Source organism: Sinisalibacter lacisalsi (assembly GCF_014640115.1).
Taxonomy (GTDB): Bacteria; Pseudomonadota; Alphaproteobacteria; order Rhodobacterales; family Rhodobacteraceae; genus Sinisalibacter; species Sinisalibacter lacisalsi.
In genome coordinates this window covers 791,358-812,313 of the sequence record NZ_BMGI01000001.1, presented here as the reverse complement: position 1 = coordinate 812,313, position 20,956 = coordinate 791,358, and the positions used below count along the sequence as shown (strand labels likewise).

The following is a 20,956-nucleotide window of genomic DNA, read 5'->3' as shown; positions in this document are numbered from 1 at the left end:
TGTGTTTGACGCGCAATTGGCTCCGAAAACCGGGTTCCGCGTTTCGGATTGCGCTCCTATTTCGCCCAATACAGTCGCATCGGGTTGTCCACGAGCAGTTGCCGCTGCTCCTCGGGTGTTCGCGCGATTTTTGGGATGAAGTCGACGAGGTTGCCGTCGTCGGGCATGTGCGACTTCATGTTCGGGTGCGGCCAGTCGGTGCCCCAGAGCACGCGGTCGGGAAACTGCTCCACGAGCCGGCGGGCGAAGGGGATGACGTCGGCGTAAGCGGGCGGGCCTTCGAGGCTGAGGCGCTCGGGGCAGGTCACTTTCGACCAGATGTTCTCGTTGCGCGCCATCAGGTCGACGAAGCGCTGGAAATCGGGGTGATCCGCGCCCTTGGCCACATCGGGCCGGCCCATGTGATCGACCACGATGATGCCCGGCAGGCTTTCAAGGAAGGGGGCCAGTTCCTCGAGATCCGCGGCCTCGAAGTAAACCACCGTCGACCAGCCGAATTCCTGGATGCGCTCGGCCACCGCGGTGAAATGCGCCCGCGGGGTTGCATCCACAAGGCGTTTGACGAAGTTGAACCGCACGCCGCGAATACCGGACGCGTCCATCTCGGCCAGGTCTTCGCGGCTGATGTCATGGCGCACCGAGGCGATGCCGCGCGCGCGGTCGCCCGCTGCGCGGCAGGCGTCCATCGTGGCGCTGTTGTCCTTGCCGTGACAGGTCGCCTGCACGATCACGTTGCGGCTGAACCCGAGGTGATCGCGCAACGCAAAGAGCTTGTCCTTGCCGGCATCGCAGGGCGTGTACTTGCGCTCGGGCGCGAAGGGAAACTCGGCGCGTGGGCCGAAGACGTGGCAATGGGCATCCACCGCCCCCTCCGGCAGCACGAAATCGGGCGTCTTCGGGTCGGGATGGAAGTCGAGCCAATCGGCGTCGGTGATCTGGTCTTCTGCCATGGTCAGTCTCCGAAAACCTCGCCGTCCATCAGCTTGCGCGCGGTGCGCAGGATGGCGGCGGAGGCAGGGGTTCCGTTTTCATCCAGCCGGGCGATGACGGTCATCTCCCCGGTGGGGTGTTCGATCGAAAGGCTGCGGGTCTCGCCCACGCCGGTCTGGGCGAGCGCGGCGGCGGGGGCGCCGTCCAGCAGGCAGGCGGTGGCGACCGAGACCGCACCCAGCACGCCGATCGTCTTGTGGCAGCGATGCGGAATGAAGGTGCGCGTCGAAATCGCGCCGCCCTGGCTGGGCGCGCTCACCATCGTCATCTTCGGCACGCTCTTCGCCGCCACGTCGCCGAGGTTCATCATCGGCCCCGCTTTCAGGCGGATCGCCTCGAGCTTCGCCCGCAAGCCTTCGTTCGCCTCCAGCGCCTCGGGTGTTTCGTCCCCGCTGATGCCCAGGTCCGCCGCGCGCATCACCACGCAGGGCATCCCGTTGTCGATCAGCGTTGCCTCCACGCCCTCGATCACGTCCACCACGTTGCCAGTCGGCAGCAGCGCGCCGCAGGACGACCCGGCGGTGTCGCGAAACTCCAGCGGCACCGGCGCCGCCGTGCCCGGCACCCCGTCGATCCGCGCGTCCCCAGCGTAGGACACACAGGCTCCGGGCGTCTGCACATTGGCCACGGCCACCTGCCCGGTGTTCTCCATGTAGATCGCCACCGGCGTCTCGCCATCACGCGCCGTCACCAGCCCGCGCTCGATGGCGAAGGGACCGACGCCGGCGAGCATGTTGCCGCAATTCTGCGCGTCGGTCACGATCGGCTGGTCGACGAAGACCTGCAGGAACAGGTAATCCACGTCCACCCCCGGGCGCTCCGATCTGCGCACCACCGCCACTTTCGAGGTCAACGGATCGGCACCGCCCATCCCGTCAATCTGGCGGATGTCGGGCGAGCCCATCGCGCGCAGCAGGAAGGCGTCGCGCGCCGCCGTATCGGCGGGCAGATCCCCGGCGAGGAAAAACGCCCCCTTCGAGGTCCCCCCGCGCATCCACATGCAACGCACACCGTCAACCACGGTCCTGCTCCTTCATCCTGGCCGAAATACCTCGGGGGTGCGGGGGCAGCGCCCCCGCGCGGGTCGGATTGCCGAAAGGCAATTCGATCCCTCCGTCAGACATATTTCAGCCCCTTTTCGGCCAGCCGCTCGCGCATGCCGTAGATATCGAGCCCAAGCTCGCCGGCCTCGAAACGGGCGCGCTTCTCGGCCTCGTTCGCCTCGCGGGCGCGGGCCTTGTCCAGAACCTCCGCCGCCTCTTCGCGGCGCACCACGACGACGCCGTCGTCGTCGGCCACGATCACGTCGCCCGGGTTCACATGAGCATCGGCACAGACCACGGGCACGTTCACCGAGCCCAGCGTTTCCTTGATCGTGCCCTGCGCGCCGATCGCCTTCGACCAGACCGGGAAGCCCATCGCCTCGAGATCCGCCACGTCGCGCACGCCGCCGTCGATCACCAGCCCGCGGCAGCCGCGCGCCATCGCGGAGGTCGCCAGAAGGTCACCGAAATAGCCCGCGTCCGAGGGCGAGGTGGTGCCGAGCACCATGATGTCGCCGGCCTGAAGCTGCTCGATGGCGACGTGTATCATCCAGTTGTCCATCGGCGGGGCGAGGATCGTCACCGCCGAGCCCGCCACGCGCGCACCGCTGTAGATCGGCCGCATGTAGCTTGCGAGCAGCCCTTTGCGCCCCTGCGCCTCGTGCACGGTGGCGACGCCGCATTGCGCGAGCCCGTCGATCACCTCCGGTGCCGCGCGCTCGATGTTCTGGACGACAACGCCCGTGGTTCCCGGTTGATACGCCATCAGTCCAGCTCGTCCACGGTGCGCGGGAAGATCGCCTCGAAGCCTTCGGCGTATTTCGCCGCACGCCCGCCGGCCATGCCGCCCGAGTTGCGGCGGAAATGGTTGGCGCGGTTCTCGGCCACGTTCTCGTAGAAATGCCACAGGTGCTCCTGGCCCTGCATGCACTGGATCGCGGCCCATTTCTTGTCCCACACCGGCGTGATGTCGAGGAAGACGTTTGGTTTCCAGTTCATCTGCTCGGTCTGGTGCGGCTCGAACAGGTAGAGTTGCGGTGCGCCCAGCACTTTCTGGCCCGGGTTGTGGCCCCAGGCCTGCGCCACCATGCGGGCTTCCAGCGCGAAGTCGGTGGTGCGCATGTGGTCGGTGTTGTACGGGTCCCACTTCGAGTGCGACATCATCCATTTCGGCTGCACTTCGCGGATGATGTCGACCATCATGTCGAGCGTATCGCGGCCAAGGTCGAGCGGGTAGTCGCCGCGATCGAGAAAGCGGATATCCGAAACGCCGAGGGCGGCGGCGGCGTTCTCCGCCTCCTTGCGCCGTTCGGTCTTCACCTTCTCCAGCGTCATGCCTTCCTGCTTCCACAGCTTGGCGCTTTCGCCCCGCTCGCCGTAGCTGAGGCAAACAACGGTCACGTCGTAGCCCTGCGCCTGGTGCAGCGCGATGGCGCCACCGGCGCGCCAGACGAAGTCGGCCGAGTGGGCCGAGATCACGAGGGCGGTTTTCCTCTCGGACATGCGGATCTCCCTGATTTGTCACGGCGGGCGCGCACGCCCGATCGCCCACCGGATTAGTCCCGCCCGCGCGACATGACCATTTGAATCCCGCGCCACAGTCATAAATATTTGCTATAGCCATGGGGCATTCGCCCCCGCTCAAAGAGGACAAAACACTGATATGGCCGTTGATTTTCCGAATCTGAGGCACCTCAGGGCCTTCATGGAAGTGTCCGATGCGGGCGGGATCAGCGCCGCGGCCCACCGCGTGCACCTGTCGCAACCCGCGGTGACACAGGCCATCGCCGGGCTCGAGCAACGCTTCGGTTCCCGGCTCCTTGACCGCCGCCCAGAGGGGATGTTTCCAACCCCCGAGGGCGACGTGTTGCTGCTTCGGGTGCGGCGGATGTTCAGCATCCTCGCCCAGGGCGCGGCGCAGGCGGTGCGCCTCGCCGGGCGGCGCGATGGCAAGCCGGTCGCCGATTTTCAAACCCGCGCGACGGCGGCGCAGCTGCGCGCGCTCGTCGCCATCGGCGAGGCGGGCAGTTTCAGCCTCGCGGCGCGAAAGCTGGAGATATCGCAACCCTCGATCCACCGCGCCGGGCGCGATCTCGAACGGCTCTCGGGGCTCAGGCTGTTCCTGCCCGGGCGCAAGGGGATCGAGTTGACGCCACAGGCCGAGGCCTTCGCGCGCGCCGTCAAACTGGCGGCGGCGGAACTCAGCCAGGGGCTCGACGAGCTTACCCGCCTGCGCGGACAGGACACCACCCGCATCAGGGTCGGCTCGATGCCGCTGTCGCGCACCGAGGTCCTGCCCAGCGCCTGCGACGCGCTCCTGCGCGAGGCGGCCGGGGTGCAGATCCTGCTCGTCGACGCGCCCTATGCAGAGCTGCTGCGCGAGCTTCGGCATGGTGATCTCGACGTGCTGATCGGGGCGCTGCGCGATCCGCCCCCGACCGAGGACGTGGTACAGGAACCGCTGTTCGACGACACCCTCGCGGTGATGGCCCGTCCGGGCCACCCGCTCCAGGGCCGCTCGGGGCTCAGCCTCGCCGACACGCTGGCCTATCCCTGGATAGCCCCGCCGAAGGAAACCCCCGCCGGGGCCTACCTCTTCCGCACGCTGGGGATCGGCACGCTCGAGAAAACGCCGGTGCGCGTGGTGACCTCGTCGATGGTTCTGGTGCGCGGCATGCTCGCACGCGGCGACTACCTCACCATCCTGTCCCCCCGGCAGGCGGCGTTGGAAATCGCACAGGGCCTGATGAGGCCGCTCGACCTGCCGCTGCCCGGGTCCGCCCGCCCGATCGGGCTCACCACCCGGGCCGACTGGGTGCCGACGCCAACCCAGGCGCGCTTTCTCGACCTGGTGCGCGCGGCCGTCTGAACCGGAACGGGCGCCTGATTCCAAACTTGCCCGGCAACGCCCGCGGCTCACATTATAGTAAGATTGAATAGCGTTTCGGGGGTTTCGATTTCCCTTTGCCGCCCCCACCTCATAAGCACCGCGGGAATAGCGAACAGGAGTATCCCATGACGGAAAAGCCATACGAAGATATTCCCGGCACCTTCGTGTTCGACGCCGACCGCTCGCGCGAGGGCTACTGGCTGAACCAGTTCTGCATCTCGCTGCGGCTGGAAAAGAACCGACAGGCGTTCCGGGATGACCCCGAAGCCCACATGTCTCGCTTCGCGATGAGCGAGGAACAGAAACAAGCGGTGCGCGACCGCGACTGGAACCGGCTGCTCGAGCTTGGCGGCAACATCTACTACACCTCCAAGCTCGCCGCCTTCGACGGCATCGTCTTCCAGGATCTCGCCGCGATGATGAGCCACATGAGCCGCGACGATTATCGCAAGATGATGGTCGACGGTGGCCGCCCGATCGAGGGCAACCGCTACAAATCCGAATGGGAGAAGAAATAATGGCCCGCATTACCGCAGGGATCGCCTGCAGCCACGTGCCCGCCATCGGCGTGGCGATGGACAAGGGGATCACCGACGAACCCTATTGGCAGCCCGTGTTCAAGGGCTTCGAGTTTTCACGCAAGTGGAACGAGGAGAACAAGCCCGACGTCGTCTTCCTCGTCTACAACGACCACTGCACCGCCTTCGACAGCTCGATCATTCCCACCTTCGCGATCGGCTGCGCCGCCGAGTTCACCCCCGCCGACGAGGGCTTCGGCCCGCGCCCGGTGCCGGTGGTGAAGGGGCACCAGAAGCTCGCCAGCCACATCGCGCAGAGCGTGATCCTCGACGAGTTCGACCTCACCATCATGAACGAGATGGAAGTGGACCACGGCCTCACCGTGCCGCTCTCGGTGATGTATGGCGACCGCAAGCCCGGCGACGACTGGGGCACGCTGGTGATCCCGCTCGCCGTCAACGTGGTGCAATACCCCGCGCCCACGGCGAACCGTTGCTACAATCTCGGCAAGGCGATCCGTCGCGCCATCGACAGCTATCCCGAAGACCTCAACGTCCACATCTACGGCACCGGCGGCATGAGCCACCAGCTCCAGTCCGAGCGGGCGGGCCTCATCAACGCCGAGTGGGATCAGAACTTCATGGACATGCTTGTGAACGAGCCCGACAAGGCGCGCCAGATCGACCACATCGAATTCCTGCGCGAAACCGGCTCGGAAGGTATCGAGATGGTGATGTGGCTGGTCATGCGCGGCGCGCTCGACGAAAAGGTGACGGAAGTTCACCGCCACTACCACGTGCCCGCCTCCAACACGGCGGTGGGGCACCTGATCCTGGAAAACCACGGATAAGGAGGAACCCATGCGGATCTGCGTTGCCGGCGCCTACGGCGCCTTCGGCCTCAAACACCTCGACGCGCTCGCCAATATCGACGGCGTCGAGGTCACCTCGGTGATGGGCCCGACGAAGGAAAAGATCGAGGCGCTGGCCGCCGAGCGCGGCATCGGCCACGCCGGCACCACGCTGGAGGAATGCATCAGCCGCGACGATGTCGACGCGGTGATCCTCTCAACGCCCACCCAGATGCACGCCGACCAGGCGGTGGCCTGCATGGAAGCCGGCAAGCATGTACTGGTGGAAATCCCCATGGCCGACACGCTCGAGGACTCGATCCGCGTGGTGGAGAAACAGAAGGAAACCGGGCTTGTCGCGATGGCCGGCCAGGTGCGCCGCTTCAACCCCTCGCACCAGTGGATCCACGACAAGATCGTGGCGGGGGAGCTGAAGGTCCAGCAGATGGACGTGCAGACCTATTTCTTCCGTCGCTCCAACAAGAACGCCAAGGGCGAGCCGCGGTCATGGACCGACCATTTGCTCTGGCACCACGCCTGCCACACCGTTGATCTGTTCCAGTACCAGACCGGCGAGACGGCGAGCGAGGTGTTCGGCCTCGAAGGCCCGCATCACCCGGAACTCGGCATTGCGATGGACATGACCATCGGCATGAAGGTGCCCTCGGGGGCGCTGTGCACGCTCAGCCTGTCGTTCAACAACGATGGCCCGTTCGGCACCTTCTTCCGCTACATCTGCGACAACGGCACCTACATCGCACGTTATGACGATCTGTTCGACGGCAACGAGAACCCGATCGACCTGTCGGGCGTGGCGGTGTCGAACAACGGCATCGAGTTGATCGACCGCGAGTTCATCTCGGCCATCCGCGAAGGGCGCGAGCCGAACGCCTCGGTGGCGCAGGTGTTGCCGGCGATGGAAACGCTCGACCGGATCGAGCGCGGGTTCAAATGAGCCTTTCGTTTCGCCCGTAGGGCGGAAAATCGAGGGGCCGCGTCTCGCGACGCGGCCCCTTTTCAATTCAGCGGCTCCAACCTGGATGGAAAAGGCAAGGGGCGCGGGCGATAAACCCCGCGCCCCTTTTTTGCGCGGCGGGCTTCAGTCCTTGGCCTTGTCGCCCGGCAGCACGCCCTCGAGGTTCACCCCGACGGCCTCTCCGAGCTTTTTCATCGTCGGGAGCGACACGGCCATGTCGAGGATCGCATCGACCGTCTGGTCGACCGGCGAAGAGGGCGCCTCGCCCCGTTCGCCACGGCCCAGCCCGGTGATGTGGTTGATCGAGATGCCCTTGATCTTCTCGGCGGGCTTGACCATCTCGGCCACGATCTGCGGCAGGGCATGCAGCCGAACCTTCTCGGCCTCGAACGAAAGCAATTCGGGTGAACGCTGGTTCTCGGCGGTGATGCGGGCGGCCTCGCCATCGGCCTCGGCCTGTTTCAGGATCCGCAGGGTCTCGGCCTCCTCGCGCTTGATGGCATCGCGCGCCTTGGCCATCACCTGGTCGGACTTGCTGGTGATCTCGACCCGGCGCGCCTGCGCCTCGGCATCCTGTTCGGCCGCCATCAAAGCGAGCGTCTTGCGCCGCTCGGCCTCGGCCACTTCGCGCAGGGTCGTGATTCCTTCCTCAGCCCTGACCAGCGCCGCGCGCGCCTCGGTTGCCTCGGCCTTGGCCTTGCTCTCTTCCTGGCTCTTGGCCGAGATCAGGATCGCGCGTTCCTGCTCGGCGATCTCGAGCGCGCGCGCCTGGGCGATTTCGGCCTCGCGGATCGTCTGTTCGCGGGTGAGCGAGGCGGACTGGATCGCGCCCTCCATCTCGATGCGGGCCTCCGCCGCCGCCCGCTCGGCCTCCGCCTTGCGGCGCGCCACCTCGGTGAGTTGCTGGGCGAGAAGTAGCTCGATCTCCTGCGTCTGCTGGATCTCGGCGCGGCGCTGTTCCAGCTCGATCTCCAGCTTGCGGCGGTTGGCCTCGACCTCGGCCCGGCGCACGCTGACCTGGCTCTCGCCCTCGATCTCGGCGCGCTCCTTCTTCGACTGCGCGATCACCTCGGCGAGCTTGCGCATCCCCACCGCGTTGAAGGCGTTGTTCTCGTCGAGCGAGGAAAACGGCGTCTGGTCGAAGGTGGTGAGCGACACGCTGTCGAGCTGGAGACCATACTTGGCCAGGGTTTCGGCTAGGGATTTCAGCACCTCGCGGGCGAACCCGCCCCGGTTTTCGTGCAACTCGTCCATCGTTTTCTGCGCCGCCACCGCGCGCAGGGCGTCCACCATCATGCCGTCGATCAGCGTTTTCAACTGATCGGGCTGGAAGGTGCGCCGGCCCAGCGTTTGCGCCGCGCGCACGATCGCGGCCTCCTCGGGAATGACGCTGGCGTAGAATTCCGCGCCCACGTCGATGCGCATCCTGTCCTTGGTGATCAGCGCGCTCTCACCGGTGCGGCTCACGTCCATGCGGATTGTCTGCATGTTGACGCGGCTGATCTCGTGGAACCACGGCACCGCCAGGGTGCCGCCGTCGATCACCACCTTGCGGCCACCGATACCGGTGCGCACCAGGCTCACCTCGTGGGTGGCGCGTTCATAAAACCACGCGGCCAGTGCGATCAGCACGGCGGCGATGACAAGAAGCAGGATGATCCAGCCGAGTATACTCATGGTGTTGTCCTTTCTCCCGGCTCAGAATTGCGGCGGGAAGTGTCGCCCGCCTCGGTCGAGGGTGATCCAGCGCAGTTCGGTGAAGGCGTCGAGCGACCAGCGCCCGCCGTAGCGGCCCACGCCGGAGGCCTTGACCCCGCCGAAGGGCACGTGGGGTTCGTCGTTGATGTTCTGGCAGTTGACGTGGGCGATGCCGGTTTCCAGCCGTTCGGCGATGCGCAGCGCCCGCGCCTCGTCGCGCGACCAGACCGCGGCGGTCAGCCCGTATTCGGTATCGTTGTTGAGCGCGATCGCCTCCTCCTCGTCGCGGAACGGGCAGACGATGACCACCGGGCCGAAGGTTTCATCGTGCCAGATGTTCATCGAGGTATTGACGTTGGTCAGCACCGTCGGCTCGACGAAATTGTCCCAAGCCCGTCCGCCGACCTCCACCTTCGCGCCCTTGGCCACGGCATCGTCGATCAGCGCCTTGACGCGCTCGGCCTGCCGGGTGTTGACGAGCGGGCCGATGGTGTTGGCCGGGTCGTTGGTGTGGCCGGTCTTGAGCTTGCGCGCGCGGGCAAGGAAGCGTTCCATGAACGGCTGCCAGACCTTCTCGTGCACCAACAGCTTTTCGGTCGACATGCAAACCTGTCCCTGGTGCATGAAGGAGCCGAAGTTGGCGGCGCGGGCGGCGCCGTCCAGATCGGCGTCTTCCAGCACGATCATGCTGTCCTTGCCGCCCAGTTCGACGCAGGTCTTCTTGAGATGCGCGCCGCACTTCGCCGCGATCTGGCGGCCCACGGCGGTGGAGCCGGTGAAGCTGACGGCCTTGACGCGCGGGTTGCCGATAAGTTCATCGCCGACCGCGGCCACGCTTTCGCGCGAGCAGGTGACGACGTTGAACACACCCGCAGGAATCCCCGCTTCTTCCAGGATCTCGGCGAAGTAGAGCCCGCCGGAATAGGGCGTGTCTTCCGACGGCTTCAGAACCACGGTGTTGCCCACCGCGAGAGCGGCGGCAAAGCCGCGCGACGTGAGGATGCCGGGCATGTTCCACGGCGAGATCACCCCGACCACGCCGAGCGGGAAGCGGGTGGCCATCATGAATTTCTGGTGTTCGGAGGGCAGAACCTCGCCGATGTTCTGGTAGCACAGCGCCGAGGCGGAGCGGAACACTTCGGCCACGTAGCCGGCCTCGAACAGCCCCTTGCCCTTCCAGCCGCCGCCCTCGGCCATGGCCGCGGCGCAGAAATCGGCGCCACGCTTCTCCCAGACATCGGCGATCTTGAGCAGCGCGTGGGCGCGCTCGTGGAACGGCCGCGAGGACCAATCGGGAAAGGCCGCATGCGCGGTGTCGATCGCGCGGCGCATGTCGGCGGTCGAGGCATCGGGGATGCGGGCGTAGAGCGTGTTGTCCGAGGGGTTGAGATCCTCGAAAGTGCGCGCGGCCGGCACCCACTGGCCGCCGATATACATGCCCTTGATGGTGGGGGCGTCGTTGGGGTTCGCGTCAAGCATGGGTCATCTCCCTGTTTTACGAGCCGGATCCGGGCGCCACGCCCGGGCCTGGGCGGCGGCGGTTTCGATCTCGGTCAGAATGGCATTGAGGCGGTCGTGGCTCGCGCCGGTGAGCGCGGCGGTGTCGAGCGCCGGCACCGTGTAGCTGGCGACGGGCCGGGTGGTGGCCGGGCTCGGCGGCGGCGGCGGGCTGGCACCGCCGTAGCGCGCGCGGCTCGCCGCGCTGGCCTCCGCCACCAGATCCGAAAGCGACAGCCCGCCGGGCAAACCATCCGGCAAACTGCGCGGCGGGTTGGATGGCGGGGGGGCGCTCTTGCGCGGCGGCTCGGCTTTTTGCGGCCTCGGCGCAGGCGCGCTCGCTGCCGGGGCAGTCGGCGGGGCCGGGGCGCGCGGTGGCGGCGACGCGAGCGAGGCCAGGGCGCTGACCGCGATCTCGTCGGGCGACGGGCCGCTGGGGCGCGGCGGCGCGGGCCTTTCGGCGGGCGACGGGGCCTGCGCCGCCGCGGGCGCCGGCTGCCGCGCGGGGCTTGCAGCGGTGGGCGGCAGCCCGGCCGACTGGGCGCCGCCAAGATACGCCGCCTGCACCGCCGGGTCGTTGCGCAGTTCTGCCGCCTTGCCCTCGTGCACGATCTGACCGTTCTCCAGCAGGTAGGCACGGTCGGCAATGGCGAGGCTCTGGCGCGCGTTCTGCTCCACCAGCAAGACCCCGATCCCGGCGTCCTTCACTGTCACCAGCGATTGGAACAACTCCTTGCACAGCAGCGGCGACAGGCCGAGCGAGGGTTCGTCCAGCGTCAGGTAAACCGGGTTCGACATCATCGCCCGGCCGATCGCCACCATCTGCTGTTCGCCGCCCGACATTGTGCGCACCACCTGCCCGCGCCGCTCACCGAGCTTGGGGAAGAGCCTGAGCACGCGGTCGAGGCTGCCCGCCTCCTCCTCGCGGGCGCGCGGCGTATAGGCGCCGAGCGAAAGGTTCTCGGCCACGGTGAGATCAGGGAACACGCCGCGCCCCTCGGGCACCAGCGCCAGCCCTTCCTCCACGATCCGGTTCGGCGGCATGCCGAGCAGATCGGTGCCCGCGAGCCGGACCGTGCCCTCGACCTTTCCCTCGCAGATCCCCGACACCGCCTTCAGCAGCGTCGATTTTCCCGCGCCGTTGGCGCCGAGGATCACCACGATCTCGCCCGGATCGACCCGCAGCGAAACCCCGGTCAGCGCCGGGTGTTGGCCATAGGCGGCCTTGAGATCCTTTACCTCAAGCATCGTCATCCCCCAGGTAGGCCCGGATCACCTCCGGGTCGGCGAGCACCTCGGCGGGCGTGCCCTCGGCGATCTTGGTGCCCGAGGCCATCACCACGCAGCGGTCGCAGAGCGAGCGGATCGCGTCCATCACGTGCTCGACGAGAATGATCGTGCGGCCCTCGTCGCGCAGCGCGCGGATCAGCGCCACGCCCTCCTCCAGTTCCGTCGGGTTCAGCCCCGCGAGCCACTCGTCGAGCAGCACCACGCGCGGCTCGCCCGCGAGCACGCGGGCCAGTTCCACCCGCTTGGTGTCGATATAGGTGAGCTGGCCCACCGCCATGTGGCCGCGGCCGGCGAGCCCGACCTGTTCGAGCATGGTTTGGGCCACCGCCTCGGCCTCGTAACCCCAACGCCGCCGGTGGCCGAACACCGCGCCCGCCATGACGTTTTCCAGGACGCTCATCGACGGCAGCAGCCGGACGAGTTGAAAGGTGCGGGCGATGCCGCGCCGGGCGATGTCTTGCGCGGGCAACTGGGTGATCGGGCTGCCGCGCAGCGCGATGGCGCCGGACGTGACCGGCAAGGCCCCCGAGATCAGGTTCAGCGTGGTCGACTTGCCCGAGCCGTTCGGGCCGATCAGGCCCAGCACCTCGTGCTCCGCCACGTCGAAATCCATCGCGTTCACAGCGACCAGTCCGCCGAAGCGCTTGGTCACACCGCGCAGGGAAAGAACCGCACTCATACCAGCCCCTCCGATCCCATCCGCCGCCGGATCGCGCCGAACAACCCGACAAAGCCCTTGGGCAGCAGGTAGACGATGACGAGGAAAGACACGCCGAGCAGCAGCGTCGTCTGGTTCGGCACCGTGATCGAGATCCCTTCCCACAGGAAGGTGAAGGGGATCACCCCCACCAGCGGACCCCAGAGCCGGCCGGTGCCGCCAAGCAGCGCCATGATCACCACCTGGAACGAGAGCATCGGGGTGAACGCCAGCGACGGCTCGATATAGACGTAGCGCGGCGCGAGGATCGCGCCGGTGATCGCGGCGACCGACCCCGGCACGAGAAACAGCAGGATCTTGGCGCGCGCCGTGTGAATGCCGGAATGGCGCGCCACCTGCTCGTCGTCGCCGATGATGCGCAGCGCGAACCCGAGCCGCGACCGCCCGATCGCCCAGCCGAGCAGGTAGACCAGCGCCGCGAGGCCAAGGAGCTGCCAGTAGATATGCGCCTCGGTGATCGAGGTGAGAACGTAGATTCCCTTGGCGCCCGAGACGTTCTGGCCCCAGGTGATCACCTGGCGGATGAACTCGGCAAGGCCGAGGGTGAAGATCACGAAGTAGACGCCCGAGAGCCGCAGCGTGGCCAGCCCGACCAGCGCCGCCAGCACCGCGCCGATCACGCCCGCGAGGGGCAGGAGCGTCCAGTAAGGCAGATACTCGATGCCGATCCCGGTGACGTAGGTGCCCACCCCGAAGAACGCCGCGGTGGCGAGGCTGATGTAATGCGTCGGCCCCGAGAACAACGCCCAGCTGGTGGCCAGCACGGTATACATCACGATGGTCACACCGATCGAGAGGCCGTAGTTGCCCACCAGCCACGGCAGGCAGGCCACGAAGGCCAGGGCCAGGGCCGAAAGCGTGAGGTTGCGCCAGTCGGTTGGGGAGAGCCTCATGTCGTGCGCCTCCCGAACAGGCCCTGCGGGCGCACCAGCAGGATCACGACGAACAGAAGGTAGGCCGCCGCCAGCGTCAGCCCCGGATCGATCAGGGTGGCCACGAAGGTTTCCAGCAGCCCGAGCGCCAGGGCCGCGATGATCGTGCCGCGTATGTCGCCTACCCCGCCCATGATCACGATGATCAGCGCCTTGAGCGTGAACATAACGCCGGTCGAGGCGTCGAGGGTGAGGAAGGTCGAGATCAGCGCGCCGCCGGTAGCGGTCACCGCGCCGCCGAGCGCGAAGGCCAGCGCCGCCATCTTGCCCACGTCGATCCCCACCAGCCGGGCGCTGTCGGGGGCCACGGCGATGGCTCGGATCGTCAGCCCCGCCCGGCTGCGATCAAGCCAGAGCCAGAGCGCGCCGCAGATGATCACCGCCGAGACGAAGGCGGCCACCCGGTTGGCGCCGTAGCTGTCGCCGAGGATGTGGACCGGGAAGGAGAGGTAGGAATAGCTGAAATAATCGCCGCCGAAGACCGCCAGCATCAGCCCGACGGAGACGAAGGAGAGCCCGAAAGTGGTCAGGATCGAGTCAACCTCGAGTTGCCCGCGCGAGCGCGCGCGCTTCACCAGCGGCCGCAGGAAGACGATGTAGATCAGCCAGTTCGCCGCGAAGGCGACCGGCGCGACGATGAACACGGTGAGCAAGGGGCTCACCTGCGCCGCGGTCCAGAACCAGAAGGCGGCGAAGCCCCCGGCCACCAGCATCTCGCCATTGGCGAGGTTCATGATGCGGGCCATGCCGTATTGCAGGTTCAGCCCCATCGCGATCAGCGCGTAGGTGCCGCCCAGCAGAAGCCCTGTGACGATGATATCCATGCCTCTCCCCGGCCTGTCTTTAAGATTGCCCGGGGCCGGTCCGATCCCGGCCCCGGGCGGGTTCAGATCACTTCCACGGGCCCTTCACGACCACGTCCACCGCGCCCTCGCGGCCGGTCGAGGCGACGCCCTTGAACACGCCGTCCTGCCACTGGCCCACGGTCCAGAACGAGGGGTTGTTGTTGTTCTCGTCGAAGTCCAGCGTGCCGATCACGGTGTCGAAAGCGTTGGCCTTGATGTGCTCGATGATCGCGGCGTTATCGAGCCCGACCGCCTCGATCGACTGTTCCAGCACCTCGAAGGTGGAATAGACCATGGCGCTGGCCCAGTAATCGGGCTTGGCGCCGGTCACTTCCTCGTGGCGCGCGGCGTAGGTCTGGAACGCCTCGTCGTCGGCATTCACACCGCCAATCCCCAGAACTCCCTCGATCGACTCGCCGAAACGGCCGGCATAGCTCGGGAAGGCGGTGGCGACGGCGGTGTAGAACGCGCCGACCTGCAGATCCTCGATCTGCGCCTGCTCGGTAAGGGCGAAGGTGTCGGGCGGATAGGAGAACGCCACGAAGGCATCCGGATCGGCCGATTTCACCGCCTTCATCACCGGCGAGAGATCCTGGCTGCCCAGCGGATAGGAGCTTTCATAGACCAGCTCGAAGCCCGCATCGGCAAAGGCCGGCTTGGCGACGTTGGCAAGCTCGATGCCGAAGGCGTCAGCGACGTTGACGATGGCGACCTTGTTGCCGATATCGCCCCTGTCGCGCAACTCGGTCAGCACCTCGACCGCGCCCAGCGCGATCGGCTGCGCCCCGCCCAGCGAGATGAACACGTTCGGGAACTGCGCCGAAAGCTCGTCCGCCTTGTCGGTGGTGGCGGTCGAGGTGATCATCGGAATGCCGTAGCGGTGGTAGATCGGCGCCGAGGCAAGGTTGAGGCCGGTGGAATAGGGCGGCAGGATGATGTCGGCCTGATCCTGTTCGACGAGCCGCTGCACAGCCTTGATGGTTTCGCCGGGGTTGGTCTGATCGTCGTACTCGATCACCTCCAGCATCATCTGCTTGCCGTCGACATTGAGGCCGCCACGGGCGTTCACCGTCTCGACCCAGAGCTTGACGTTCGGCCAATAGGATACGGCCGCGCCGCCGGCGAGCGGGCCGGTTTTCGGCGCCACGGCACCGACCTTGAGCGTATCCTGCGCCGATGCCGGCACCGCGGCGAAGCCGGTTGCGAGCGCCAGCGCGGCGATCTGGGCAAATGTCCTGCGTTTCATGTTTATGTCCTCCCTGACATGGTTCTCAGTTGTTTCCCGGTTCGTCCGGGCCGACGGCGGGTTCATCCCGCACGGTCATCCATTGAATCTCGGTGAATTCGTCGATCACGGCCTGGCCGCCAAACCGGCCGTATCCGCTGGCCTTCACGCCGCCGTAGGGCATCGCGGGATCATCGCAGACGGTGGAGCCGTTCACATGCACCGCGCCGCACTCGATGCGCCGCGCGATCGCGCTGGCCTGTTCGACATCGCGCCCGAAGACGGCGGCGGCGAGGCCGTATTCGGTATCATTCGCCACCGTCACGGCCTCGTCGGCATCGGCCACGCGGATGATCCCGACGACAGGCCCGAACACCTCCTCGCCATAGATCCGCATGCCGTATGCGACATGGTCAAGGATCGTCGGCTGCACTGCCGCGCCATGACCCTCGCCGCCGGTCACGAGCACGGCGCCCTTGGACAGCGCGTCGTCGATCAGCCCGCGAACCCGGGCCACCGCTTCGGTGCCGATCAGTTGCCCCAGCGGCCCCCGCCCGGTGGCCGGATCGAACCTGAGCCCCCGCGCCTCCTCCGCCAGTGCCGTGATGAACGCCTCGGCTGCGGGGGCCTCCACCACGATCCGGTCCGTCGCCATGCAGACCTGGCCCTGGTTGAAAAAGGCGCCATGCGCCACCGCACGCGCCGTCGCCCTGATATCGGCGTCGGCGAGGACTATGGCGGTGGCCTTGCCCGAAAGTTCCAGCAGGCACTTTTTCAGGTGCCGCGCCGCCATCACCGCAATCTCGCGCCCCACCCGCGTGGAGCCGGTGAAGTTCACCCGCCGCACCGCCGGATGCCCGATCAGCGCCTCGACGACGCTGTGGGCATCTTCGGGCGCGTTGCTGACGAGGTTGAGCACGCCGTCGGGCAGGCCCGCCTCGATCAGCGCCGCGGCGACCCGCTCGTGCAGCTTGGGGCAAAGCTCCGAGCCCTTGAGAACAACCGTGTTGCCAAGCGCCAGCGGGGCGGCCACGGCGCGCACCGCCAGCGTCACCGCCGCGTTCCACGGCGCGATGCCCAGCACCACCCCCGATGGCCGGCGGATAAGATGGTAGCGGGTGCCTTCCGGCCCGCCCTGCACGTCGGTCATGCCGATGGCTTCGGCCAGTCGCGCGGCCTGGGCGAGGGTGTCGCTTGCGATTTCGATGTTGAAGCGCACCCATTCGGCCGAAGCCCCGACCTCCGCCGCACCGATCCGGCATAGCTCGTCGGTGGCATCGCGCAAGCAATCGGCAGCCCGAAGCAGGAGCGCGGCGCGGTCGCCCGGCGCGGTTGCGGACCAGCCGGGAAAGGCGCGCGCCGCGGCATCTGCAGCGGCTTCCGCGCCGGCGGGATCAAGCGCCGCGGCCCGGCTGACCACTGCGCCCGTGATCTGGTCACGCCGCTCGAAGGTGCGGCCGTGAAGGCCGGGCACGGATGCGCCGCCGATGATGGCATTGGCTTCGAACAAGTCGTCCTCCCAAACGGCTTATCGTCCACACGCTGACTTGTTGTGCTCGCGCAGGCGCCCGCAGTGCTTGCTTTCGCACCGGACCTGCCAAGTGTCGGTTGACAAGCAAGGGCGGTAAATATCGAAATGTGGGAAAGAATTATCTTTTTGAGGGGAATCGGATGCCATTTCGCCGGAGTACGGCTGCGACAGCCGGTCGCAGCGCGGAAACCCCGATCCGGGCGGAACGGTTCCGCGCCGATCTGCAGGCCCGTTCCATCGGCCTTGCCGGCCTCGAAGAGGTGGAGAATTTTCGCGCCATCCATCTCGACAGGGGCGAGGCGACGTTGCGGCTCGCGGATGCCTCGCCCCTGCCCCTGGTCGGGCCGGTCATGGGCTGGTTTCCCTGGCGCGAGGGGATGCGGCTGGAACTGGCGGCCGGGGCGCAGGGGTGTCACCTGGCTTTGGGCCGCGCCACGCTGAACCGCATCCTCGCGCGCTCGCCGGAAACCGCCGAACTCCGCTTCATGGCCGATCGCCGGCTTCTCCTGCGCCTCTCGGGCGAAGGGGCGACGGCAGCGGCAACGGTTTCATCCTGCTTCGCCGGTATCCTTGCCGAAACGCTGCAACCGGGGCCACTGAGCGCGTCGGTGGTCGAATCTTTCCTGCGCGTGCTGCTCATCCAGTTGCGGCGCGGTCAGGGCCAGGGCAGCGTGGCAGGGCCGGCGGCGGGTGGCGGCAAGGCGCTGGCCAGTCGTTTCACCGCGTTGGTGGAAGCCCATGTCCGCGAACGCTGGTCGGTGGCGCGCTATGCCGCCGAGCTTGGCGTCTCCCGCGACCGGCTGAATGACGTTTGCCTTCGCACCCATGGCCGTCCGCCGGGCAGGATGATCCGCGAGCGGTTGTTGCTCGAGGCGAAGGCCTACCTGGAACAATCCTCGCTTGCGATCGAACAGATCGCGGGTGTGCTCGGGTTCTCCGGCGCCCCGCAACTCAGCCGCTTCTTCAGCCAGATGGAAGGGCTGGCGCCGGGGCGCTACCGGTCGCGCCAGCGCGAGGCGGCCCGGCCCGAGACCGAAGCAGACGGATCGCTTTATTCCTGGCCGTAGAGGTGGCCCCCTGCCCGATCATCCTCGCCTGGACGTGCGGCTCAAAGACGTGCGGAGACAAACCGGAGGCGGCACGGAAGCGTTATGATATTCCAGAGGAAATTGGTGGAGCCTAGGGGGATCGAACCCCTGACCTCTTGCATGCCATGCAAGCGCTCTCCCAGCTGAGCTAAGGCCCCAAGACTTGACGGCCCAGCCGTCTGTCGGCGCGTATGTAGGCGAGGCCAGTCGGCAGCGCAAGGGAAAAATCCGGCCGCTCGGGGCGTTTTCAGCGCCCGGCCGGCCACGAATATGGACATGCAGGCGTCACCCGCGTAGCTTGCCCCGAAAACGCCGGAGCGGCGCTGTTGCGGCGGCGCTCCGAATTGGGGATCCTGAGACATGAGTGACAAAACCCTCACCTGCGACGTTCTGATCGTCGGCGGCGGCCCGGCCGGGCTATCGGTCGCGTCGACGCTGCCGGATGACGTGAAAACGGTGATCGTGCACCAGGATCAGGAGATCGGCCTTCCGGTGCGCACCTCCGGCGGCTGCTGGATGGAGGATATCGAGCAACTCGGCATTCCCGAGGGAATGTACAACCGCCTCAACACCAACGAGGCTTTCGCCGACAAGGCCCACGCCACCATTCCCATGGGCGAGGCGGTGCCCGCGATCCTCGACACCCCCGCCGTCTACAAGTGGCTGGCCAGCCAGTCCGACCACAAGGACAGAACCCTGCTTCTGGCCACCAAGTTCATCACCACGCGCCAGCGCGACGACGGGCTTTTCGAAAGCGAGATCCGGGCCCGGGACGGGGCCTATGACACGATCGTTTCAACCTATGTCGTCGATGGCTCCGGTTGGCATTTCGCGGTGCTGAACGCGCGGGGGCTCGCCCGCAAGCCCGAACGCCTCGCGGTGGGAACGGAATATGAATACCCGCTTGGCGACAACAAGCTGGACCGTGGGATCATCTTCATGGGCCAGAAGGTGCCCGCGGGGTACGGCTGGGCCTTCGGCACCGTGCACGGCACGCTGCGAATCGGCGTCGGCGTGATCCAGCCCGATACCGAACAATCCCCGCGCAAGCTGCTCGACGCGGTGGTCTCGGACAAGCGTTACCTCGAACGGCTCGGCCTCACCCTCGAAGGCGAGCCGCAGGTTCACAGCGGCATCCTGCCCTCGGTGGCCTATGACGAAAAACTGGTGTTCGGCAACGTGATCCGCGTGGGCGACTCGGCGAATTTCGCGACCCCGACCGCGGGCGAGGGCATCCGCATTTGCATCGAGCTTGGCCGGGTTCTGGGCGAAGCCCTCGGCAAGACCATCAAGACGGGGCGGCGCGGGCCGCTCAACGCCTACGAACGACGGTGCCGCCGGCGGCTGAAACGCGACTACAAGTGGGGCTTCCTCGTCAACACGCGGGCCGCGAAGTTCACGCCGCAGCAGTGGAACGCATCGGTGCGGCGGATGGGTCAGCTCGAGCCGGGGGCAGTCGTGGCGATGATGCGCGGCGAGTTCGGCTATCGCAAGATCGCCAAGATCGTCTGGGCCGGCGCGCGGGGTTGGGCGCGGTCGCGCGGTCGGCGGCTGCGGGCGCGGCTCGGCATGGCCTGACCACTCCGCGCCGGACAGCTCAGCGGTAAAACAAACGGGCCGGTCGGCATCCGCCCCGGCCCGTTCTCGTCACCCCGCGGCGGGACGCTCAGTCGTCGTCGGGCGCGGCCACGTCGGCGATATCGTCCAGCGAAACATCATCGTCTTCTTCGTCTTCGAGCACATCGTCCTCGAGATCGACATCGTCGTCTTCGACGATGGCCTCGTTGTCGACGAGATCATCATCTGCAGGCTTCTTGGTTTCCGAAGCCTTGTCGGCCTTGTCGGCCACCATGGTGCGCGACGCTTTGCCGGTCTCGATCTCGACCACCTTGCCGGTATACGGGCTGATGATGGGACTCGCATTCAGGTCATAAAACCGCTTGCCGGTCTCCGGGCAAACACGCTTGGTGCCCCATTCTTCCTTGGGCATGGAATACCCCTTTCCGTCGTCAAATGGTTCTGAGAGATTTGGGGGCACTTGCCACAGTCGCGCGGGGCTGTCAAAGGCTTTCACGCAGGTCGCGTGCGGCGGGCCGATTGTGGCTGCCGGACGATGAGGCGCGAGGTGTGAACATGGGCGAACAGGTATTGCTGTCCGGCGATCCGCCGATCGAGCTGGTGCTGAAAGCCTCGGCGCGGGCGCGGCGGTTCTCGCTGCGCGTGTCGCGGCTCGACGGGCGCGTGACTCTCACCCTGCCGCGCGGGGCCTCCCGCCGCCAGGCCCTTGCTTTTGCCGAAGAAAAGGCCGAGTGGATCCGCCGTCATATCGCCGAGCATCCGGGCGAGATGCGCCCGCTGCCGGGCCAGGCGATATCCTTCCGGGGCGCCAGCTTGCCGATCGTGGCCGCCCCGGGACGCGCGGTGCGCCTGGTGGATGACCGCATCGAGGTGCCCGCGCGCGACCCCGAGCGCACCCCGGCCCGCCTTGCCGCCTTTCTCAAGCACCACGCGCGGCTGGACCTCGTCGAGGCCTCCCGCCGCCACGCCGCGCGGCTCGGATTGGCGCATGGCCGCATCACTTTGCGCGATACCCGGTCGCGCTGGGGATCGTGCAGCGCGCAGGGCGATCTGATGTATTCCTGGCGGCTGATCATGGCCCCGCCCGGCGTGCTGGACTATGTCGCGGCGCACGAGGTCGCCCACCTCGCCGAGATGAACCATTCGCCCGCGTTCTGGGTGCAGGTTGCGCGGCTCTACCCGGATTACGACGCCCCACGGCGCTGGCTCAGGACCAACGCCCAGAACCTGCACCGCTATCGTTTCAAGGATTGACGCCGGGCCGGGTTGTGATCACATTTCTGCCC

20 protein-coding genes and 1 tRNA gene are annotated in these 20,956 nt (G+C 67.1%); 7 read left to right on the top strand and 14 right to left on the bottom strand.

What is annotated here, in order from left to right; all coding sequences use genetic code 11:
- Positions 1 to 56 precede the first annotated feature (56 nt).
- From IEW01_RS04050 to IEW01_RS04035, 4 genes are all read right to left on the bottom strand, one after another.
- Positions 57 to 950: an amidohydrolase family protein gene (locus IEW01_RS04050; RefSeq protein WP_188526299.1), complete on the bottom strand. Its 894-nt coding sequence runs from the start codon at positions 948 to 950 to the stop codon at positions 57 to 59.
- Positions 951 to 952: 2 nt separating this feature from the next.
- On the bottom strand, positions 953 to 2,011 hold the full coding sequence (locus IEW01_RS04045) for a 4-oxalomesaconate tautomerase (RefSeq protein ID WP_229738045.1): 1,059 nt from the start codon (positions 2,009 to 2,011) through the stop codon (positions 953 to 955).
- Positions 2,012 to 2,106: 95 nt separating this feature from the next.
- Positions 2,107 to 2,799 (bottom strand): 4-carboxy-4-hydroxy-2-oxoadipate aldolase/oxaloacetate decarboxylase, encoded by a 693-nt coding sequence (ligK, locus tag IEW01_RS04040; protein ID WP_188526298.1) that lies wholly within the window; start codon positions 2,797 to 2,799, stop codon positions 2,107 to 2,109.
- The gene (locus IEW01_RS04035; RefSeq protein WP_188526297.1) at positions 2,799 to 3,536 is read right to left on the bottom strand and encodes a PIG-L deacetylase family protein; all 738 of its coding nucleotides are present in this window, start codon (positions 3,534 to 3,536) and stop codon (positions 2,799 to 2,801) included. Before IEW01_RS04035 ends, ligK begins: the two co-directional genes overlap by 1 nt.
- Positions 3,537 to 3,696: 160 nt before the next feature.
- On the opposite strand from IEW01_RS04035, the gene IEW01_RS04030 reads away from it, so the two are divergent.
- The 4 genes from IEW01_RS04030 (at position 3,697) to IEW01_RS04015 (ending at position 7,247) form a co-directional block, all read left to right on the top strand.
- Complete coding sequence (locus IEW01_RS04030) at positions 3,697 to 4,902, top strand: LysR family transcriptional regulator (RefSeq protein WP_188526296.1); 1,206 nt, start codon at positions 3,697 to 3,699, stop codon at positions 4,900 to 4,902.
- 146 nt (positions 4,903 to 5,048) lie between these two features.
- A complete protein-coding gene (gene ligA, locus IEW01_RS04025) occupies positions 5,049 to 5,441 on the top strand; it encodes a protocatechuate 4,5-dioxygenase subunit alpha (protein ID WP_188526295.1) in 393 nt (130 codons plus the stop codon).
- Positions 5,441 to 6,292, top strand: coding sequence for a class III extradiol dioxygenase subunit beta (locus IEW01_RS04020; protein WP_188526294.1), 852 nt, complete (start codon positions 5,441 to 5,443; stop codon positions 6,290 to 6,292). The genes ligA and IEW01_RS04020 overlap by 1 nt, the downstream gene beginning before the upstream one ends.
- Positions 6,293 to 6,302: 10 nt before the next feature.
- Positions 6,303 to 7,247, top strand: coding sequence for a Gfo/Idh/MocA family oxidoreductase (locus IEW01_RS04015; protein WP_188526293.1), 945 nt, complete (start codon positions 6,303 to 6,305; stop codon positions 7,245 to 7,247).
- A gap of 144 nt (positions 7,248 to 7,391) precedes the next feature.
- On the opposite strand, the gene IEW01_RS04010 is transcribed toward IEW01_RS04015, so the two are convergent.
- The 8 genes from IEW01_RS04010 to IEW01_RS03975 all read right to left on the bottom strand — a co-directional run bounded on the left by IEW01_RS04010 (position 7,392) and on the right by IEW01_RS03975 (position 16,983).
- Positions 7,392 to 8,945: a flotillin family protein gene (locus IEW01_RS04010; RefSeq protein WP_188526292.1), complete on the bottom strand. Its 1,554-nt coding sequence runs from the start codon at positions 8,943 to 8,945 to the stop codon at positions 7,392 to 7,394.
- Positions 8,946 to 8,966: 21 nt separating this feature from the next.
- Positions 8,967 to 10,445 (bottom strand): aldehyde dehydrogenase family protein, encoded by a 1,479-nt coding sequence (locus IEW01_RS04005; protein ID WP_188526291.1) that lies wholly within the window; start codon positions 10,443 to 10,445, stop codon positions 8,967 to 8,969.
- A gap of 3 nt (positions 10,446 to 10,448) precedes the next feature.
- Entirely contained in the window at positions 10,449 to 11,717 is a 1,269-nt protein-coding gene (locus IEW01_RS04000; protein WP_229738042.1) for an ABC transporter ATP-binding protein, read from the bottom strand.
- Positions 11,704 to 12,432, bottom strand: a complete 729-nt coding sequence (locus IEW01_RS03995) for an ABC transporter ATP-binding protein (RefSeq protein WP_188526290.1) — start codon at positions 12,430 to 12,432, stop codon at positions 11,704 to 11,706. The genes IEW01_RS04000 and IEW01_RS03995 overlap by 14 nt, the downstream gene beginning before the upstream one ends.
- Positions 12,429 to 13,364, bottom strand: coding sequence for a branched-chain amino acid ABC transporter permease (locus IEW01_RS03990; protein WP_188526289.1), 936 nt, complete (start codon positions 13,362 to 13,364; stop codon positions 12,429 to 12,431). Before IEW01_RS03990 ends, IEW01_RS03995 begins: the two co-directional genes overlap by 4 nt.
- Positions 13,361 to 14,227 carry a branched-chain amino acid ABC transporter permease gene (locus IEW01_RS03985; protein ID WP_188526288.1) on the bottom strand — a complete coding sequence of 289 codons (867 nt, stop codon included), beginning with the start codon at positions 14,225 to 14,227 and terminating at the stop codon, positions 13,361 to 13,363. The genes IEW01_RS03990 and IEW01_RS03985 overlap by 4 nt, the downstream gene beginning before the upstream one ends.
- Positions 14,228 to 14,294: 67 nt before the next feature.
- Positions 14,295 to 15,494: an amino acid ABC transporter substrate-binding protein gene (locus IEW01_RS03980; RefSeq protein WP_188526287.1), complete on the bottom strand. Its 1,200-nt coding sequence runs from the start codon at positions 15,492 to 15,494 to the stop codon at positions 14,295 to 14,297.
- Positions 15,495 to 15,519: 25 nt separating this feature from the next.
- Positions 15,520 to 16,983 carry an aldehyde dehydrogenase family protein gene (locus IEW01_RS03975; protein ID WP_188526286.1) on the bottom strand — a complete coding sequence of 488 codons (1,464 nt, stop codon included), beginning with the start codon at positions 16,981 to 16,983 and terminating at the stop codon, positions 15,520 to 15,522.
- Positions 16,984 to 17,144: 161 nt separating this feature from the next.
- On the opposite strand from IEW01_RS03975, the gene IEW01_RS03970 reads away from it, so the two are divergent.
- Complete coding sequence (locus IEW01_RS03970) at positions 17,145 to 18,071, top strand: AraC family transcriptional regulator (RefSeq protein WP_188526285.1); 927 nt, start codon at positions 17,145 to 17,147, stop codon at positions 18,069 to 18,071.
- A gap of 103 nt (positions 18,072 to 18,174) precedes the next feature.
- On the opposite strand, the gene IEW01_RS03965 is transcribed toward IEW01_RS03970, so the two are convergent.
- Positions 18,175 to 18,250: transfer RNA gene (locus IEW01_RS03965), tRNA-Ala, on the bottom strand.
- A gap of 202 nt (positions 18,251 to 18,452) precedes the next feature.
- Between IEW01_RS03965 and IEW01_RS03960 the strand changes: the two genes are divergently transcribed.
- Positions 18,453 to 19,670: an FAD-dependent monooxygenase gene (locus IEW01_RS03960; RefSeq protein WP_188526284.1), complete on the top strand. Its 1,218-nt coding sequence runs from the start codon at positions 18,453 to 18,455 to the stop codon at positions 19,668 to 19,670.
- 88 nt (positions 19,671 to 19,758) lie between these two features.
- On the opposite strand, the gene IEW01_RS03955 is transcribed toward IEW01_RS03960, so the two are convergent.
- The gene (locus IEW01_RS03955; protein WP_188526283.1) at positions 19,759 to 20,082 is read right to left on the bottom strand and encodes a TIGR02300 family protein; all 324 of its coding nucleotides are present in this window, start codon (positions 20,080 to 20,082) and stop codon (positions 19,759 to 19,761) included.
- A gap of 143 nt (positions 20,083 to 20,225) precedes the next feature.
- On the opposite strand from IEW01_RS03955, the gene IEW01_RS03950 reads away from it, so the two are divergent.
- Positions 20,226 to 20,924 (top strand): M48 family metallopeptidase, encoded by a 699-nt coding sequence (locus IEW01_RS03950; RefSeq protein ID WP_188526282.1) that lies wholly within the window; start codon positions 20,226 to 20,228, stop codon positions 20,922 to 20,924.
- Positions 20,925 to 20,956 lie beyond the last annotated feature (32 nt).

Excerpts from the sequence above, each read along its gene's own strand:
- IEW01_RS04050 (WP_188526299.1), bottom strand. The coding sequence starts at position 950 with ATGGCAGAAGACCAGATCACCGACGCCGATTGGCTCGACTTCCATCCC.
- ligK (WP_188526298.1), bottom strand. The coding sequence starts at position 2,799 with ATGGCGTATCAACCGGGAACCACGGGCGTTGTCGTCCAGAACATCGAG.
- IEW01_RS04035 (WP_188526297.1), bottom strand. The coding sequence starts at position 3,536 with ATGTCCGAGAGGAAAACCGCCCTCGTGATCTCGGCCCACTCGGCCGAC.
- IEW01_RS04030 (WP_188526296.1), top strand. The coding sequence starts at position 3,697 with ATGGCCGTTGATTTTCCGAATCTGAGGCACCTCAGGGCCTTCATGGAA.
- ligA (WP_188526295.1), top strand. The coding sequence starts at position 5,049 with ATGACGGAAAAGCCATACGAAGATATTCCCGGCACCTTCGTGTTCGAC.
- IEW01_RS04020 (WP_188526294.1), top strand. The coding sequence starts at position 5,441 with ATGGCCCGCATTACCGCAGGGATCGCCTGCAGCCACGTGCCCGCCATC.
- IEW01_RS04015 (WP_188526293.1), top strand. The coding sequence starts at position 6,303 with ATGCGGATCTGCGTTGCCGGCGCCTACGGCGCCTTCGGCCTCAAACAC.
- IEW01_RS04010 (WP_188526292.1), bottom strand. The coding sequence starts at position 8,945 with ATGAGTATACTCGGCTGGATCATCCTGCTTCTTGTCATCGCCGCCGTG.
- IEW01_RS04005 (WP_188526291.1), bottom strand. The coding sequence starts at position 10,445 with ATGCTTGACGCGAACCCCAACGACGCCCCCACCATCAAGGGCATGTAT.
- IEW01_RS04000 (WP_229738042.1), bottom strand. The coding sequence starts at position 11,717 with ATGACGATGCTTGAGGTAAAGGATCTCAAGGCCGCCTATGGCCAACAC.
- IEW01_RS03995 (WP_188526290.1), bottom strand. The coding sequence starts at position 12,432 with ATGAGTGCGGTTCTTTCCCTGCGCGGTGTGACCAAGCGCTTCGGCGGA.
- IEW01_RS03990 (WP_188526289.1), bottom strand. The coding sequence starts at position 13,364 with ATGAGGCTCTCCCCAACCGACTGGCGCAACCTCACGCTTTCGGCCCTG.
- IEW01_RS03985 (WP_188526288.1), bottom strand. The coding sequence starts at position 14,227 with ATGGATATCATCGTCACAGGGCTTCTGCTGGGCGGCACCTACGCGCTG.
- IEW01_RS03980 (WP_188526287.1), bottom strand. The coding sequence starts at position 15,494 with ATGAAACGCAGGACATTTGCCCAGATCGCCGCGCTGGCGCTCGCAACC.
- IEW01_RS03970 (WP_188526285.1), top strand. The coding sequence starts at position 17,145 with ATGCCATTTCGCCGGAGTACGGCTGCGACAGCCGGTCGCAGCGCGGAA.
- IEW01_RS03960 (WP_188526284.1), top strand. The coding sequence starts at position 18,453 with ATGAGTGACAAAACCCTCACCTGCGACGTTCTGATCGTCGGCGGCGGC.
- IEW01_RS03955 (WP_188526283.1), bottom strand. The coding sequence starts at position 20,082 with ATGCCCAAGGAAGAATGGGGCACCAAGCGTGTTTGCCCGGAGACCGGC.
- IEW01_RS03950 (WP_188526282.1), top strand. The coding sequence starts at position 20,226 with ATGGGCGAACAGGTATTGCTGTCCGGCGATCCGCCGATCGAGCTGGTG.